Annotated in this window: 21 protein-coding genes and 1 tRNA gene; 3 read left to right on the top strand and 19 right to left on the bottom strand. The window is 59.1% G+C overall.

Going from position 1 to position 16,026, the window contains the following annotated elements:
- Positions 1-180 precede the first annotated feature (180 nt).
- From KBY72_RS10230 to KBY72_RS10205, 6 genes are all read right to left on the bottom strand, one after another.
- Positions 181-1,065, bottom strand: a complete 885-nt coding sequence (locus KBY72_RS10230) for a phycobilisome linker polypeptide (RefSeq protein WP_106632835.1) — start codon at positions 1,063-1,065, stop codon at positions 181-183.
- 116 nt (positions 1,066-1,181) lie between these two features.
- Positions 1,182-1,913 carry a pentapeptide repeat-containing protein gene (locus tag KBY72_RS10225; protein WP_254961258.1) on the bottom strand — a complete coding sequence of 244 codons (732 nt, stop codon included), beginning with the start codon at positions 1,911-1,913 and terminating at the stop codon, positions 1,182-1,184.
- 82 nt (positions 1,914-1,995) lie between these two features.
- A complete protein-coding gene (locus KBY72_RS10220; RefSeq protein ID WP_254993502.1) occupies positions 1,996-2,604 on the bottom strand; it encodes a phycobilisome polypeptide in 609 nt (202 codons plus the stop codon).
- Positions 2,601-3,017, bottom strand: coding sequence for a hypothetical protein (locus tag KBY72_RS10215; RefSeq protein ID WP_254961256.1), 417 nt, complete (start codon positions 3,015-3,017; stop codon positions 2,601-2,603). Before KBY72_RS10215 ends, KBY72_RS10220 begins: the two co-directional genes overlap by 4 nt.
- A gap of 187 nt (positions 3,018-3,204) precedes the next feature.
- Positions 3,205-3,693 carry a phycocyanin subunit alpha gene (gene cpcA / locus KBY72_RS10210; protein WP_254961255.1) on the bottom strand — a complete coding sequence of 163 codons (489 nt, stop codon included), beginning with the start codon at positions 3,691-3,693 and terminating at the stop codon, positions 3,205-3,207.
- Positions 3,694-3,735: 42 nt separating this feature from the next.
- On the bottom strand, positions 3,736-4,254 hold the full coding sequence (locus KBY72_RS10205; RefSeq protein WP_254961254.1) for a phycocyanin subunit beta: 519 nt from the start codon (positions 4,252-4,254) through the stop codon (positions 3,736-3,738).
- 552 nt (positions 4,255-4,806) lie between these two features.
- Here KBY72_RS10205 and KBY72_RS10200 point away from each other — a divergent pair.
- Positions 4,807-5,220: a hypothetical protein gene (locus KBY72_RS10200; protein ID WP_254993501.1), complete on the top strand. Its 414-nt coding sequence runs from the start codon at positions 4,807-4,809 to the stop codon at positions 5,218-5,220.
- Positions 5,221-5,232: 12 nt separating this feature from the next.
- Here KBY72_RS10200 and KBY72_RS10195 read toward each other — a convergent pair whose 3' ends face one another.
- The 12 genes from KBY72_RS10195 to psbB form a co-directional block, all read right to left on the bottom strand.
- The gene (locus KBY72_RS10195) at positions 5,233-5,826 is read right to left on the bottom strand and encodes a chromophore lyase CpcT/CpeT (protein ID WP_254961252.1); all 594 of its coding nucleotides are present in this window, start codon (positions 5,824-5,826) and stop codon (positions 5,233-5,235) included.
- Positions 5,827-5,855: 29 nt separating this feature from the next.
- Entirely contained in the window at positions 5,856-6,104 is a 249-nt protein-coding gene (locus KBY72_RS10190) for a hypothetical protein (protein WP_254961249.1), read from the bottom strand.
- An 83-nt stretch (positions 6,105-6,187) separates the two neighbouring features.
- Positions 6,188-6,260 (bottom strand) — tRNA-Phe (locus KBY72_RS10185).
- A complete protein-coding gene (locus tag KBY72_RS10180) occupies positions 6,251-6,937 on the bottom strand; it encodes a ComF family protein (protein WP_254993500.1) in 687 nt (228 codons plus the stop codon). The genes KBY72_RS10185 and KBY72_RS10180 overlap by 10 nt, the downstream gene beginning before the upstream one ends.
- A 44-nt stretch (positions 6,938-6,981) precedes the next feature.
- Complete coding sequence (locus tag KBY72_RS10175; protein ID WP_254961244.1) at positions 6,982-7,248, bottom strand: DUF2470 domain-containing protein; 267 nt, start codon at positions 7,246-7,248, stop codon at positions 6,982-6,984.
- Positions 7,249-7,423: 175 nt separating this feature from the next.
- Complete coding sequence (locus KBY72_RS10170; protein ID WP_254993499.1) at positions 7,424-8,689, bottom strand: FGGY-family carbohydrate kinase; 1,266 nt, start codon at positions 8,687-8,689, stop codon at positions 7,424-7,426.
- Positions 8,690-8,705: 16 nt separating this feature from the next.
- Positions 8,706-9,953, bottom strand: coding sequence for a methionine adenosyltransferase (gene metK / locus KBY72_RS10165; protein ID WP_254961241.1), 1,248 nt, complete (start codon positions 9,951-9,953; stop codon positions 8,706-8,708).
- 21 nt (positions 9,954-9,974) lie between these two features.
- Positions 9,975-10,790: an HAD family hydrolase gene (locus KBY72_RS10160; RefSeq protein ID WP_254961239.1), complete on the bottom strand. Its 816-nt coding sequence runs from the start codon at positions 10,788-10,790 to the stop codon at positions 9,975-9,977.
- 24 nt (positions 10,791-10,814) lie between these two features.
- Complete coding sequence (locus KBY72_RS10155) at positions 10,815-11,900, bottom strand: 30S ribosomal protein S1 (RefSeq protein WP_254961238.1); 1,086 nt, start codon at positions 11,898-11,900, stop codon at positions 10,815-10,817.
- A gap of 151 nt (positions 11,901-12,051) precedes the next feature.
- Positions 12,052-12,546 (bottom strand): transcriptional regulator NrdR, encoded by a 495-nt coding sequence (gene nrdR / locus KBY72_RS10150; protein ID WP_106632821.1) that lies wholly within the window; start codon positions 12,544-12,546, stop codon positions 12,052-12,054.
- A 124-nt stretch (positions 12,547-12,670) separates the two neighbouring features.
- On the bottom strand, positions 12,671-12,766 hold the full coding sequence (locus KBY72_RS10145; RefSeq protein ID WP_010314684.1) for a photosystem II reaction center protein T: 96 nt from the start codon (positions 12,764-12,766) through the stop codon (positions 12,671-12,673).
- A gap of 24 nt (positions 12,767-12,790) precedes the next feature.
- Positions 12,791-14,350 (bottom strand): photosystem II chlorophyll-binding protein CP47, encoded by a 1,560-nt coding sequence (gene psbB, locus KBY72_RS10140; protein ID WP_254937552.1) that lies wholly within the window; start codon positions 14,348-14,350, stop codon positions 12,791-12,793.
- 114 nt (positions 14,351-14,464) lie between these two features.
- Between psbB and KBY72_RS10135 the strand changes: the two genes are divergently transcribed.
- Together KBY72_RS10135 and psbM are read left to right on the top strand one after the other, a co-directional pair.
- On the top strand, positions 14,465-14,950 hold the full coding sequence (locus KBY72_RS10135) for a 2Fe-2S iron-sulfur cluster-binding protein (protein WP_254961235.1): 486 nt from the start codon (positions 14,465-14,467) through the stop codon (positions 14,948-14,950).
- Positions 14,951-14,998: 48 nt separating this feature from the next.
- Positions 14,999-15,106, top strand: coding sequence for a photosystem II reaction center protein PsbM (gene psbM, locus KBY72_RS10130; protein WP_015109223.1), 108 nt, complete (start codon positions 14,999-15,001; stop codon positions 15,104-15,106).
- On the opposite strand, the gene KBY72_RS10125 is transcribed toward psbM, so the two are convergent.
- On the bottom strand, positions 15,103-15,951 hold the full coding sequence (locus KBY72_RS10125) for a universal stress protein (RefSeq protein WP_254961234.1): 849 nt from the start codon (positions 15,949-15,951) through the stop codon (positions 15,103-15,105). The genes psbM and KBY72_RS10125 overlap by 4 nt on opposite strands.
- Between the last annotated feature and the right edge of the window lie 75 nt (positions 15,952-16,026).

Here is a 16,026-nt window from a genome sequence, read left to right as displayed (position 1 = left end):
AAGCTGAGTGGCTCCGAAATCAAGTGACTTGCTTTGATTTGCTGTCATGGGGCTATGGGATTAGCGGACTTGCTTTGTTAATTAGGATATAAGTCGTTAGACGTCTTTGGGACATCTAATCCCTTTGTTTTTGCCGGTTTGGGAGCTCTGTTACTCAATAGGGCTGGTTTGAGCAATGGATCAGCTTAATGGTGTGATGCTTGCGATCTTGCCCCCCTCGCGGTGAATAAGTTGATACTGCTCAGATAGCTTGTTGAATGGGACGAAGAGTACTCTGTTTGCTTTCCTATAGCGTGATGTGGGGCGCACGTTATTGGCCCTGTAGGCTGTTACTTCAACTCGATAGACTTTGCCTGCTTCACCTGCGAGTACACCTATCCGGGTAACGGGATCTGTCAGGTTGGCAGCTGGGCGGAAGCTCCAGCCTTGGGAATCTTGTGATGAGGGAGCTACCACAGGAAGGGGGCGGTTCTGATAGGCAGCACCGCCAAGACGACTCCTGATTCCAGCCAAGTTGCCTTTTAGGCTGCTGCTGCTGTTGCCGCGTAGCAACTGGAATGACCAGGTGAACTCTTGAAGCGTTGCACAGGATTCTGTTTTCCACCCACGCTGATATGGAACTGTCCACTCACCAAAGGTGTTCTGATATTCGTCAGAATCCAAGAAGCTGTCGATGTCTGCTTCGTAACCACTTGTATCTAGTCTTTCGGCATGCCCTCGCATCTCCTCAAAATCTGCTGGAGCACGTCCGAGTAGGTGGCGAAAAGCTAGTTCGATATAGCGGTAGCGGGCGCATGAGTCAAAAAAGCGCGTGCTATAAAGATCGCTTTTTGCGATACGTCTTACCAGTTCTCTAACGCTGATCTCGCCTAGCTTGAACTGCGATTCTGCAACAACTTGTCGTTCGCTCTCCATGACGTAGGCATTCCCAAGCACCTGTCTGTAGACAGCCCGGATTACTGACTCCTTCGCTTGGTCGTCGTCCCCTGGAACTAGCTCACGTGGTGCCTCGCACTCTTGGGAGAAGCTCTCCACACCCAGGATGGAGGCTGGACCAAACGGCATGACTTTCGTGGCGATACCTTGCAATTATCCCCGGCATCCCATAGCCATCGACCGCAGCTTTATAAACCTCAATCTTTTGTTTCAATCGCTTCGCTTTGTCTGGCCTTGCCAGCTAGCTATGCTGATTGCTCCGCTGATCCTAGCAACGATTCAAGTGTCGTTCGGGTGGCTTGCCGGGTGAGTGGGTTCCAGCAATCCAGTTCCATGTGAGAGCGCGTTAGGAGGTTTGTTAGCTGTTTCTTGTCCAGGCCTGTTACCTGACTGAAGTCAGCGCCCTGAATACTTTCAGCCCCATCTAGGATTGCCTCTGTTAAATCAGCAGCCCTAAAGTCTGCCTGCTGTATCTGACTGCCGGTAAAGCGTGTTGCGATGCAGCGACAGCCTTGCAGTTTCGCAAACCTTAGGTCTGCTCCGACAAAACGTGTTCCGTCTAATACTGCACCACTTAAGTCACATCCGCTTAGGTACGCACCCATGAAGTTGGTGTGCCGAAGATCCATACCCCTGAGATCTGCACCATTCAGAAAGGCCCCATTAAGAGCTGCGCCAGGGCCTACCGCTCCTGACTTTTCAAGATCAAAACCAGCCGGTACACGAGTCTTTCTGTCATAACGCGCAAGTGTTAGATTGCATCCTTCTAGTAGACAGGCGCTTAGGTCTGTTCCCCTTATATCTATGCGACAAAGGTTCGCCTGGCGCAGGTCAAGTGGTTGCAGAACACGGTTGTTCCAGCATGCACCGCGCGCATCTACGGGTTGATGCTGAGCCGCAGTAGGTTTCGACTTTTCAGGAGCACTCCATTGGCTTGGATCTTCCGGCAACAAAGATGCTTGATGCTTTTGATTCATGTTTAGATGGGATTCGATTCGCTAGTAATCAGAAACGTTTGTGTTCTGTGGTTTCGCTTGCTTTGGTAATGGGTTGCCAGGTTTACTTGTCTTCCTGTCTGGGCATGGTTGGTAGCAAGGCCTTGATCAGATTATCAAAAGCCTTGTCGAGGCAGGTTGTCTCGCGAAGATGGCCAGAAGCTTCTAGGACTTGTGTGGTTAGTGTACGCATCTGGGCTAGGATATACATCATCGCAGGGATAGGCACTTCCATCTCCTTGTATAACTGACGTAATGCTCTCATTCCTGCCGCATCTGTTACTTCTGTGCAATCGCACGCCACCCCGTAAATGATCACTCGCAGAAACTGTTGGCAATCTCGCCAGCAGGCTTCTGCTCTTGGTTCGGGGTGTAATTTTCCGCCAGGCAGGATGAGCTGTGGTTGTTGGGCTAGTAATTGTTGTCTTGCTTTATCAATCACCTGGTTTGACTCAGCTATCAGTAGCCCAATGGCATGTTCTGAGGTTTTGCAATATTTGCATATCTCTTCTAATTCTTCTGTGTTTAGGAACCGTTTTGAAGTATCGGCTTTAGCTACCACCGCTCTCACTGCTTCGGGAAGGCTGTCGCGATTGCTTAGGCCGCATACTTTTGCAGCCTTGGCCAGTTGGCTGATCTCCATCTTTCGATCTGCTTCTGTAGTCAGGTTCACGATTCCACAGGAGTTGCGGTAAGCCAGCCATGTCGCTCCAAATGGAAAGCCCATATTGCTTTCCCGCCTAGGCCTGGACAGTGTTCAGATGCTAGATCCACCAGTTCTTCTGACACTCCGAGGTTTTTGAGCAGATCCTTTGCTTGGGCCGTTCCTTCTACCAACGCAGAACGTATTGCAGCTCCGACTACCCAGGTCAGATTGGTTTCTGACAGTTCGCCGCTATTACTCTCGCAGGCAAGCAGAATATTGTTGTTGTCAGGATTTTTGTTGTGATGGGATTTCCAAAGCCCAATGTCGTCAATTCTGAGGTCTATACGCAGGCGTGCCTCGCTTGGTCCGTACTGAATTTCCTGTTCCTCTCCGGCTTGTTTTACCAAGTCTTTTATGCTTAAAATTTCTTCGGGCGGCATGACGTTTTTGTTTTGGCAAGAGGACGGTTTCCCCGGCTGTATGACTTTTGCCGAATCTTTTGGACGTCTAATTCTTCACGGCTACTGTCTTTGTGCTCACTTTTGCCCATCTCTTTATCTTTTGTTCAATAAAAATAGCCTCCCTTCTATGGGGAGGCTATTGATCACGTTCTAAAAAACAGCTTGCTCAAACAAGCGCGTTGATTGCGTAATCGAGGTAATTATTTGCCTCTGTTGCTGCTTCGCCGGCAAGGCCATGGTTGGCTTTGATGTAGTTAAGAGCTTCCACATACCAAGAGGGGGAGAGTTCAAAAGCGCGATTGATTTCATCAATCCCGGCAATCAGGTACTCATCCATGGGGCCGGTGCCACCAGCCACGAGGCAGTAGGTGACCATGCGGAGGTAGTAGCCGATGTCACGGGAGCACTTAGCCTTGCCACGGGCATCAGAGGCATAGTTTGCGCCTTGCATCTGGGTGGTGTAGGGGAACTTGTTGTAAACGGCTTGAGCAGCGCCGTTCACCAAGTTGTCTGCGTTGGCTGTTAGGCCCTTGGCTGCTGCAAGAGCATTTTTGGCGCGGTCAAAGCGACCAAAAGCGGAGTTGAGCTCAGTGTTTGAAAGGAACCGTCCCTGAGAATCAGCTGCTGCGACGGCTTCGGTAAGGGGAGTCTTCATGGGAAGAGGGGAATAAGTTGGTTTGAATTTTTAGTGAGCTGATCAGCCGACGGCTGCTGCAGCGCGGTCGAAGTAGGTGCCGATCTCGCTGATTAAAGCTGTGCAGTCTCCCTGGGTGATGCCGTTGCGGTTGTTGGCAATTGCAATGGCTGCATCCTTCATCTTACGAACTCCTTCAGCAACCGAAGCTCCAGGAACTCCGAGTGCCAGGTAGGTCTCACGCAGGCCGTTGAGGCAGCGGTCTTCCAGCACGGATGCATCGCCGTTGAAAATCGCGTAGGTGATGTAACGGAGGATGATGTCCATGTCGCGTAGGCACGCAGCCATGCGGCGGCTGGTGTAGGCGTTCCCACCAGGAGCTGTTAGCGCTGGCTGAGCTTCAAAAAGATCGCGGGCCGCATTGGTGACGATCTTGGATGCGTTGGAGGTGATGCGGTTCACAGCATCCATACGCTTGTTGCTCTCGGAAACCATCGCCGCAAGCGCGTCGATTTGACCGGCGTTGATGAATTCGCCACGGGCATCAGCCTGGGCTACAACCTTGGTGAAGGCGTCGAACATTGGGAGGCTCCTAGTCGCGACGAAGAGTCGGAAGGGTGGATAGGGGTTCCAGGCTGGTCAGGGCCCAGGGCTGCGCAATGCCCCTTGTGGGCAGGAAGCAGCAACCTGGCTGTTGTCAACTTGGTTCGCCCATTCTCTTCAAGATGCCTGCTTGCTTACTGCTCCCTTAACAAACGGTCACTGCTCTAAGGCCTGGTGGGCTTGGTCGGTGCAAATGGCCACAGCAAGTACCTCATTTTGAGCTCAATAAAGCGGTGGGTGTGGTGGTTTTCAAAAAACTTGGCCGCGTCCAGCCTCCGAATGACCAGTGACTCGAGCCCTTGAGGCGTTCGCAGGACATTGCGTACTGATCGGCAGGCACCCGCTTGTTATTCCCATTAATTCGCTCACTTTTGCATGTGTCATGGCCGCGCGACCCATATGGGCCTGTTTTGATCGGATTACAAGTCTTTTACAATCGTTGCAAACGCTGCGCTGCAGGCCCTTGGGGCGCCAACCCCTGGCGCCTTCTGGCTGCGCCGATACCATCCGCCCATTCCATGGGCAATGGTTATGGCTGTTGAGCTAACGGTTGCAGACTGCACCCAGCGGCTGGCTGACCAGCTGCAGACCCTCTCGGAGGTGGCTGAAGCGATCACCTTCCGGCTGCTTGAACTGGAGGAGCGGCTTGCCGCCCAGGAGTTGAGGCTCGAGCCCCTGCTTGAGTGCCATGCCGATAGCCAGGGCTTGCTCGCTGACGAGACGGAGCTACGACTCGATGACACCGAAGACCGACTGGCTCGCCTTGAAGGCTTGCTAAAAGGCATCGAGAATCGAGGGGTAGGCCGTCACCTGCGTCCAGTTGTTCCCCCCCAGCTGGCCCTTGCCCAGGAGGCTCAGCAGGAGAGCTTTCTTGATGACAGCCTGGTCGAGCAGCCCTTCCTTGATGAAGAGGAGCAACCCTTCCTCGATGAGCTCAGCGCCTGACATTCAATCCCGCTACTTCTCAAACCAATGGGCTGGTATTTCGTCACTGTAGTCGTGGGTGCGGGCAAATTCAAAGGGACCCGCCAGCGATCCCCAAAGATGTTCGTGGGTGATGGGATCGTGGCCCCTGTCGATTGTGCGCATGCCAGCTGGGTCTAGTTCCAGCCGGCTCACCAGGTAGGAGGTAGCTCCCTTGCGTTCCACCAGACAGCGACATCCAGGCTCCACTTCCCCTACGAATCCTTCGCTCTCTTCGCGTACCACGTAGGCGCAGCCATCGAGGGGCATGAGGTCACTGGATTGAATGCAGCCACGGAGTTCGTTGTCCTCAACCGCTCCCCAGAAGCGTTGATCGTCTGCCAGCGCCTGGTTGACGATCGTTAGCTGGTCGTTCTGTGCTTCCGCCCTCAATACCCGAATTCGGTAGGGAGCTGCCGGGTTAATCGCATAGCTCTGTTCCAGCAGCAGGGAGCCCGGTGCCAGCTGGGGGAGGGGACGTAATTTGACCAGGATGTGGGCGTATAGGGGCGGATTCTCAAAAGCCTGCTCCTGGTTGTTGAAGCCACCGCTCAACATCCGCACCAATCGCTCCAAGGAGCTCGCCATCACGCCAGTTCACGGCTGTGAAGATGACGCTACTGGCTGGGCTCGGCCAACCCCAGGAGGCGGAGTCGAAAAGTGGCTACTTGCTGAGCCAGCTCTGGTTGGTTTTGCAGAAAGGGGTGCTCGCCAAGCCCTTCGAGAATCAGGTCGACCTTGGCTGCTGGATCGAGTCCGTGGTGGGGGTCGAGTTGTTCATGTTTTTGCCAGGCTTCATCGAAAGCCTGAGCAAAGCTGTCGGCGTTATTGAACACCCGGTTGGAGTTCAGTGGATGTTCACGCATGGTGCTGCAATATTCAGCTGTTTCTAGTTGAGCCATCCCAAACCCTGCAGGCTTTTCGCGGAAGGAAAGTAGTGGGATGAGAATGCCAGGACCCAGATTTGAACTGGGGACACGGCGATTTTCAATCGCCTGCTCTACCAACTGAGCTATCCCGGCCCGTCGCCTAAGCGACGAATCGATCTTAGATCACGACCCTGCCATGGGGTTCGGGCCAGGCAGGCCATGCCAGCCACCTGCCAGCCCTGGTCGCGCAGGCTGTCAGCGGCGGCGCAGGCCGTAGCACCCGTCGTGAGGATGTCGTCCAACAGCACCACCGCAGGTTTATCCCGGGGGTGCTGTTGCTGCCCAGACGCGGAGCAGCGAAAGGCTCCTGCCTGGTTAGCCCAGCGCAGCTCGCGGCCTAGATGGTGCTGGCCCAGCACTGCCCGACTGCGTTGCAGGAGGGGTACTTGGCGCCAGCCCAGTTGCCAGCTAAGGGCTCTGCCCAGGAGGCTGGGCAGAGGGTTGGCTCGCCGCTTCCAGCTGGGGATCGCAACCAGCAGGGGTGGTCTGGCCCAAGGTTCGGCGCCCAGTCCTGTGGCTAGTTGCTGTGCCAGAACTGCCACCATTGCTGGATTCGGATGGGTGCGCAGATAAAGAAGCTGCCGGCGCAGCTGCCCCGAGTACATGCCAGCGGCCCACCAATGGATGGGATCACTGCCCTGGCGTCCCCCCACGGCTAATTCCGCCGCCAGATCGGCGTGCAGGCTTGGTGGTTTGGCGATCCAGTCCAGTGGCAGCAGCTTTAACAGCCCTGCCGTTAGGGGAGTTGGGCCAGGGGGCCAGGAGGCCATGGATGGGTCTGCAGGTTTCCCGCAGGGTTCCCACGCCGCCGGCTTCAGCGGGGCAGGGCCCGCAACATCGCCACCAGGGTGCGATGGGCATCTTCACTGTCACTAATGCAGTGGTCGAAGGGCACTGTGACCTTGGCGCCATCCACATCAAGCTCCATGGCTTCGGCTCGGACTGCTACCAGGCTTGCCTTTTCGGCTGCGCCTAGGCCGCCGTAGTGACGGGCATAGGCCAGCACCGCCTCGGCATGGTCGTCATTCATGTGTCGGCAAATCCGATCGCTCACGGCGGGGGTGATGGGGTCGGCGGCCATGGTGCTGAGCGGCGGTGGGTATGGGAATGATTCTGGCTCGGACGAAGCTGCTGAGGGAGTTAGGCGGCGCCGAAGCGCTGCCACAACAACAGGCCAAGACGCAGGGCACTGAAGCCCACATAGCCAGCCAGCACCACAAACACCGCCATGGAGATCACAGAGCGCAGGCGGTCGTTCATGGTTTTTGCAGGGCTGTTGCGGCCATTCTGGCCATGCCAAGGGCAGCTGTGCACCCCGGTCGATTCAGCACCGGTATGCCGAGGCTCTGCTGGCGCAGCCGCCGCCATTGGGGGTTGCGGGCCCCGCCCCCCAGGGTGATCACCCGCTCCAGGGCGGGGGCGCCGGCCGCTTGCAACCGCTGCCAGCCCTGTTTCTCGAGGGCTGTGAGGCCCTCCAGCAGGGCCTGGAGGTAGCGGACGTCGCTGATCGGGCGCGGGCCTAGCAGCGGCTCGAGATCAGGATCGTCCACGGGAAAGCGCTCCCCACGGGCTGGCAGAGGCCGCAGCTGCAGGCCCGTGGGCTGGCGAGGATCGATCTGGCGGCTCAACTCTTCGATCTGGCCGTCACTGAAGAAGCGCCTCAGGATGCCGGCTCCGGCATTGGAGGCGCCACCCACCAGCCAGCTGCCTGCCACTCGGTGACAGCTGATGCCTGGCCCTTCGATCGGCCTGGGGCTGAACTGTTTGAGCACCAGGGTGGTACCCAGCACGGTGACGCCATCGCCCCTACCAGGCTGGGCGGCTAGCACCCCGGCGTTGGCGTCGGTGCTGCCTGCCACCACCTGGCAGCCAGGTGCAAGTCCCAGCTTTCGGGCGGTCGTAGCAGCGATTCGCCCCAGCACCGCGCCGCTGGGGCGAATCGCCGGCAAGGCAGTGGACCACGGCTGGCGCCCGATCGAGCCAGTCCAGCCCTGCCGTTGTAGGTCCCAGCCGAGGCGCAGGTTGTTGCCCTCTTCTCCCCAGCTCCAGTCACCAAGTAACCAGCCGGTTAGCCAGTCGGCCTGGTGACGCAGCAGCCAGGGGCCGCCCGCTCCGATTTCCTGGGCCTGAGCCAGCAGGTGGAGGGCCCGGGCCAGGCTGCCGTTGGCACTGGCGGCTGGGCCTGAACCGGCCATGGCTGCAGCAATAGGGGCCTGCTCACGGCAAGCGAAGTGATACGCCAAGGCTTTGCCTAGGCAGCCAGGGCCAGGCTGGCCATTGGGACGGCATAGCAGCAGGGTGCCGGAGGTGCCATCCACCGCCAGGGCGCCAACCTGCTTGCGGGTAGCTGCTGGCAGCAGCCCGCAAAGGCTGGTTAGGCCCTCCGCCCAGCCCAAAGGCTCCTCCAGGCTGGATGGATAGGGGCTGGCCTCTTCGATCAGCTGCTCGCCGTCTGGCCCTATCAGGGCAATCCGCAGGCCACTACTGCCCAGATCCACCCCAAGGGCAAGTGCCGTGTTCACCCGCCGGGCCGGCAGTTCAGGCGTTGACCTGCGCCGCGGTGACCTGCTTGAGCGTGGCAGCGATGGCGTCCACGTTTTCCCAGGGCAGATCCAGGTCGGTGCGGCCGAAATGGCCGTAAGCAGCCACATCTTGATAGAAGCGGCCGCCACGTTGCTGGGGCAGCTCCCGCAAACCGAAGTTGGCGATGATGGCCCCGGGGCGCAGGTCGAACTGCTCCTGCACCAGGGTGGTGAGGTCGGCATTGCTGATGGCGCCCGTGCCGAAGCTTTCCACCATGATGCTCACAGGTTTGGCTACGCCGATGGCGTAGCTGAGCTGCACTTCGCATTTGCGAGCCAGGCCTGAGGCCACCAGGGCTTTAGCCACGTAGCGGGCGGCGTAGGCGGCGGAGCGATCCACCTTGGTGGGATCCTTGCCCGAGAAGGCGCCACCGCCATGGCGGGCATAGCCGCCGTAGGTATCGACGATGATTTTGCGGCCCGTTAGACCGGCGTCACCCTGGGGGCCGCCCACCACAAATTTGCCGGTGGGATTCACCAGGAAGCGAGTGTCTGGCTGGGAGGGCTTGAGGGCCAGATCGGCGGTGGCGGGCTCCACCACGTGGCTCCAGAGGTCGGCGGCAATGCGCTCCCGAATCGCTTTTTCGTCCGAGATGCCATCGATCTCAGCTGTGTGCTGGGTGGAGATCAAGATCGTGTCGATCGACACGGGCACTTCGTTTTCGTAGACGACGCTCACCTGGGTTTTGCCGTCGGGCAGCAAATAGGTGAGGCTGCCGTTGTGACGCACCTCCGCCAGCCGCCGCGCCAGTCGGTGAGCCAGGCTGATCGGCAGAGGCATTAGCTCTGGCGTCTCGTTGCAGGCGTAGCCAAACATGATCCCCTGGTCGCCTGCTCCCACCAGATCGAGGGGGTCGCCATCGTGGTCGTCGGCCTCATTTACCCCCTGGGCAATATCGGGGGACTGCTGGTCTAAGGCCACCAGCACGGCGCAGCTGTGAGCATCGAAGCCGCCGGCGCGGGCACCGGCGTAACCGATCTGGTTGATCACGCCCCGCACCAGGGTGTTGAAGTCAACCCGGGCGGTTGTTGTTACTTCACCTGTGATCAGGCAAAGGCCGGTGTTGACCACGGTCTCGCAGGCAACTCGAGAAGCCGGGTCCTGGGCCAGCAGGGCGTCGAGCACCGCATCGCTCACCTGGTCACAGATCTTGTCGGGATGGCCTTCTGTTACCGACTCGGAGGTGAAGACGTAGCGGCTCATGCAGCCTTGAATCAACTGAACTCAGCTTATGTGCTGACCTCCGTTTACTTGGAGCTCGCGCCAATGTTGCAGGCAGGGGAAGCGGGGATTTAGCGGCGGAGCGATGCTCCAGCCCGCCCCATAGCCGAGCACCACGGGCACCCCCGCCTGCTGGGCCATGCGCAGGTCGCTATTGGCATCTCCGATCAGGGCGCAACGGTTGGGCTGTATTCCGAGTTGGGCGCAGAGTGCGTGCACCGCCGCCGGGTCTGGCTTGCGCGGGTTGTGGTCTGCACTCCACAGGCCTTGAAACCTGGACCTGAGGTTTTGGCTGGCCAGAAAAGCTTCGATGCCAGCCTCGTCATCGTTGCTGATCACGGCGCACACCACTTCTGCTTCCTGTAGTGCTTGCATCAAATCGTGGAGTCCGGCGGTGGCGATGGGCCGGTGCTCACTCCCCTGGCCATGCAGGCCATCGGTGGCCGTAAATATGCTTTCGCTGAGTTCAAGGGCTTCTGGCCAGCCAAGGCCAACCTGGGCCAACGCTGTGGCGGTGGAGATCAGGTTGTGGCTGCGGGAGCCGACGGCCGTGGCGCCTGCCGGATGGATAGAGCTATTGCGGAGCCCGTAGGCCCGCTGCAGTAGCTGAGCCAGCTCGTCGCCTCGGCTGGCGGGTAGCTCCGGGTGGCGCAGCAGCAATAGCTCGCAGGCATGAAAAACCCTGGCCTCGGCCAGGGTGTGGAGCATGGGTTCGCTGATGCAAAGGGTGCCGTCCTTGTCGAACAACACCGCTTCGATTGGGAATGGTGTTCCCGTGGCATCGGCCAGGGGTTCTCCCCGCAGAAACAGCTCAGCCATGGAGGACTCGTTGTTGGGCCTGGCTCAGTCGAGGGTGACGCCAATTGGTTCGTTGTCTTCGGCCTGCTCAAGCAGCATCTGCTTATAGCGGGCGGCCATTTCCTCGGCTTTATCGAACACTTTCTGGGGATCGGTGAGCATGTCGCCGGGCTCGGGCTCGAGCGCTTTGGTCGAGAGGGAGATCCGGCCCCGCTCGGCATCCAGGTCGATGATCATCACCTTCATCTGGTCGTTGACATTGAGCACCGTGTGCGGTGTCTCGATGTGCTCGTGGCTGATTTCGGAGATGTGGAGCAGGCCGCTGACTCCACCGATGTCGATGAAGGCGCCGTAGGGCTTGATGCCGCGCACGGTGCCGAGCACCACTTCGCCCACTTCGAGGCGATTCATCTTGCGTTCCACCAGGGCGCGTCGATGGCTGAGCACCAGGCGGTTGCGCTCCTCGTCCACCTCAAGGAACTTGAGGGGCAGGAAGTCGGCCACCAGCTCTTCTTTGGCCTTGCGGGTGCTGATGTGGCTGCCGGGAATGAAGCCGCGCAAGCCTTCAACCCGTACGAGGGCGCCACCACGGTTGGTGGCAAACACTTCGCTGTAGATGGTCGCGTCTTCTTTCTGCAGCTGGCGCACCCGTTCCCAGGCACGCTGATACTCAATGCGGCGGATGGAAAGCGAGAGCTGGCCGTCTTCGTTCTCCTCACTCATGATGAAGAACTCGCGGATCTCGCCTGGCACGAGAACGTCGCTGAGACCTTCAACCCGGTTGATTGACACCTCCTGAACGGGCATAAACGCCGCTGTTTTGGCGCCGATGTCGATCATGGCGCCCTTCGATTCCAGGGCAAACACGGTGCCGTTGACAACGTCACCCGGCTTGAAGTTGTAGTCGTACTTGCTCAGCAGCGCCGCAAACTCATCGAGGGTGAAACCCACGCCATCAGCGTCGTTGCGGGATGCAGCGCGACTGCTGGGGTCATCGGCGGTGGGGACCTCTTCCGGAATAGCTAGATCGAGGTCATCGCCCATGGCGGCGGCGAAGTCGAGCTCGGCCTCGGCACTGGTCGCTTCTTGGTTGAGCGCTTCAGTGCTGGTATCGGAAGGGGTCACGGTCATGGATAGGTGGCGGTCTGCCTGAAGCAGTAGGAAAGGAACGGGTGATCTGCCCGCCAGCAGAGCAAACCCGATTTGTCACTGTACCAATTCGGCAGCAGCGTGTTTCCGTTGCTTTGACCACGGTCAGTTGAACGAGGTCAGCTGAACCAGGTCAGCTGACCGTGGCCAAGCTGGCTTTGCGCAAGCGGCCACCACTGCGCTTGTGCAGTCCTTCCAAGGTGGACACAAAGTCGCTTACGCCCTGGAACTGGCGATAGACAGAGGCAAAGCGCACATAGGCAACCTCACTCATTTCGCTGAGCTGCTGAAGCACAAGTTCACCGATTTCGGCACTGCTCACCTCCCGTCCGCTGCGCTGCTGCAGTTGGAGTTCGATTTCATCCACTACCCCTTCGAGCCGGGCCGGCTCTAGGCCTGTTTTTTCGCAGGCGCGCAGCAGCCCGTGCAGCAACTTGACGCGGTTGAAGGTTTCCCGCGAGGAGTTGCGCTTCACCACAGTGATGGGCACTGTCTCTACCCGTTCATAGGTAGTGAAGCGGAATTCGCAGTTGAGACACTCACGCCGCCGCCTCACACTGCGACCACTGTCGGCCGCTCGAGATTCGAGCACCCGGCTATCGGTGTGTTGGCATGAGGGACATTGCATCCCTGGCATCCGGGCGTGTCTTTCAAGTGTAAGCAGCACTTTTTCATTTGGAAAGGCCTGCATTCGCCTATTGCACAACAAAAAAGCCCCTGCCGAAGCAGGGGCTTTAAAGGGCTCTGGCTGATTATTTGCCGATCTTGGGGGGATCGCGGAAGGCGATTGCAAAGAAGAGCGTGGAGATGGCCAGGGCCAGGATCAGGATGTAAGCGAAGCTTTCCATGGATGTCCTCGGGGGTGCTGGCGTTCAGCTGAGGGGACTGCCTGCCGGGGGCACGTAGCCCTCGGGCAGACGACGGGTCGAGCGGTCTCCCAATTTCTGGAAGAGACCGAATTCCACTTGTTCGCCAAGGTCAGGATCAATACCGGCAAATACATCGCGATACAGGGTGCGAGCACCGTGCCAGATGTGGCCGAAGAAGAAGAGAAGGGCGAAGGTGGCGTGGCCAAAGGTGAACCAGCCGCGGGGCGAGCTACGGAATACACCGTCGGAGTGATAAGTCTCGCGGTCAAATTCGAAGGCTTCCCCGAGCTGGGCCTTGCGGGCCAGGCGCTTCACATCGGCAGGATCAGTGAAGACCTGGCCGTTGAGGGCGCCTCCGTAAACGGTTGCGGTTACGCCGGTCTGCTCGAAGGAGTACTTCGCTTCAGCACGGCGGAAGGGAATGTCAGCTCGCACGATGCCCTCTTGGTCTAGGAGAATCACAGGGAAGTTCTCGAAGAAGTTGGGCAGGCGGCGCACTTCCAGATCCCGGCCATCTTTGTCAGTGAAGGAGATGTGGCCAATCCAGCCGGTGGGCAAGCCGTCGCCATTCACCATCGGACCAACCCGGAACAGGCCGCCCTTGGCAGGACTGTTGCCGACGTAGTCATAGAAGGCCAGCTTCTCAGGAATCGAGGCATAGGCCTGTTCCTTGGTGGCTCCGTTGTCGAGAGCTGTTTGGACTCGACGATTGATTTCCGTCTTGAAGTAGCTCTGGTCCCACTGATAGCGGGTGGGGCCAAACAGCTCTACAGGGGTTGCAGCAGCGCCATACCACATCGTGCCGGCAACAATGAAGGCTGCAAAGAACACGGCCGCGATGGCCGAGGCCAGCACCGTTTCGATGTTGCCCATTCGAAGGGCCTTATATAGGCGCTCCGGCGGTCGAGTGGTGATGTGGAAAATGCCAGCAATGATTCCAACGATGCCAGCGGCAATGTGGTGGGCCACGATGCCGCCAGGGTTGAAGGGATTGAATCCTTCTGGTCCCCAAGATGGTTGGACTGCCTCCAAGTGACCCGTGACTCCATAGGGATCACTGACCCACATGCCAGGCCCGAAGACCCCGGTGAGGTGGAAGGCCCCGAATCCGAAGCAACCAAGGCCGGCTAGTAGCAGGTGGATGCCAAAAATTTTGGGCAGATCGAGGGCTGGTTCGCCGGTGCGTGGGTCCTGCCAGATCTCTAGATCCCAGTAGGTCCAGTGCCAGATGGCGGCCAGGAAGAGCAGGCCGCTAAAGACGATGTGGGCTGCAGCCACACCTTCAAAGCTCCAGAAGCCTGGGTCAACACCGGTCTCGCCGGTGATGCTCCAGCCGCCCCAGCTGCCGGTAACGCCGAGTCGGGCCATGAAGGGCATGACGAACATGCCCTGGCGCCACATCGGGTTGAGTACCGCGTCGGACGGATCAAAAATTGCGAGCTCATAGAGCGCCATGGAGCCGGCCCAGCCGGCAACCAGGGCGGTGTGCATGAGGTGCACGGCGAGCAATCGGCCCGGGTCGTTGATCACGACCGTGTGCACCCGATACCAGGGCAATCCCATGGGGGTAGTTCTGGGTGGGTTGGGCGATCGTAAGGGGCGCTCCGGCCGCCGTGCGCTCCAGGTAACGGACCGCAACGGCCTGGCCCAGAATGAAGACCTCTGCAGAAAGGTTTCATGCCCGTGATCCGATTTGTTCGCGAGGGCCGCGACATTGAGTGCTACCCCGGCGAAAACCTGCGAGAAGTGGCTTTGCGGGAGGGCATTCAGCTCTACGGGCTCAAGGGTGCCCTAGGTAATTGCGGCGGCTGCGGCCAGTGCATCACCTGCTTTGTGGCCATTCCGGAGGGCACCGCTGCCCAGGTGCTAAGCGGCCGCACTCCCGTGGAAGACCAAAAACTGCGCCGGCGCCCCCAAACCTGGCGGCTTGCCTGTCAAGCCATGGTTCAGGAGTCTGTTTTGGTTTTGACTCGGCCCCAAGTGGGCATGGCCGACCAGGAAAATTTGGTGGCGGAGGCCCAGACCAAGCCCCTGCCCATCGGCCCCACAGCCTGGCCTGCCCCTCCGGTACAGGAAGGCGACGAGGATTTAGAGGATGGGGCTGAAGGCCCCAGCGAGGGTGAAGAACAGGCGCCAACCGCAACGAGCGGTGAAGCCTCCTGAGAAGCGCCCATTTGGCGGTGATACCCTCCCCTCACTTCCCCTTCAGCCATGGAAACCAACGATCTCGGCTTTGTTGCCAGCCTTTTGTTCGTGTTGGTTCCCGCGGTCTTTTTGATCATTCTTTACATCCAAACCAACAGCCGCCAGGGGGGCTAGCGCCTCCCTTCAGGCTCCCGCACCAGCAACACAGGGGCTGGGGCGTGAACGCGGATGTAGTCGCTCACCGAGCTGCCCAGTAGCCGGTCGATGTCGACGAGGCTGCGAGCAACCACCGGGCGCCGATCCTGGGAAGCGATCACCAGCAGGTCGGCTTTGAGATCCTCAGCGGCGGCGCACACCCTGCGGCCGACATCGCCGCTGAGGTGCACTGCCTTGAGCTCCACTCCGTAGCTACGGGCTCGCTGGCTGGCTTTCTCGAGTACTTCATCCGCTGGGGATTTGCCGCCCCGAGAAGGGGTGATGTCTTGGCGGGTTACGTGCACGCCGGTGAGGCTGCCGCCAGGAATCTCCCGCACAAGCTCGCAGGCCAGTTTCAGGGCGTCGTCTCCGACCCCGGTGCCATCGATGGCCACCATCACCCGGTTGATGTGGCGGATGTAAAGGTCGTCGCGCACCAGCAGCATCGGCCTGGTCGACAGCTGGAATACGTATTGGCTGGCGCTGTTGCTAAGGATCGATTGAAGGCGACCCATGCCTCTGGAGCCCATCACGATCAGGTCGCTGTTGAGTTCGTCGGCCACCTTCAGCACCGTTTGCTTGGTGTCTCCCTGGCGAATGATTGTGTTCACCTCGCTGGGGTTGAGCCCGAGCCGTTGCACGGCTTCGGCGGCGATAGTCGCCGCTTTCTGGGATTGGTCCGCGAAGCTCTCACCAGCCTGCTCAGGCACCACGTGCAGCAGGTTGATGCGGGCCGCACGCACCGCCGGGATGTCGCGCAGCATGCGCACCATCTCTTCCACGTGGCCTTTGCCGGAATCGGCGATTAGAACGTTGCGAAACACTGAGACGACTCGAAGTAGCAGGCTGCCTGTCACCCTATGTCCGATCTGCAAGCGCGAACCATCTGCCCGCCACAC

Origin of the sequence: Cyanobium sp. BA5m-21 (assembly GCF_024346235.1) — a bacterium.
GTDB classification, from domain to species: domain Bacteria; phylum Cyanobacteriota; class Cyanobacteriia; order PCC-6307; family Cyanobiaceae; genus Cyanobium_A; species Cyanobium_A usitatum.
Note: the sequence above shows the minus strand (reverse complement) of the source record. Positions and strands in the feature narration are given on the sequence as shown.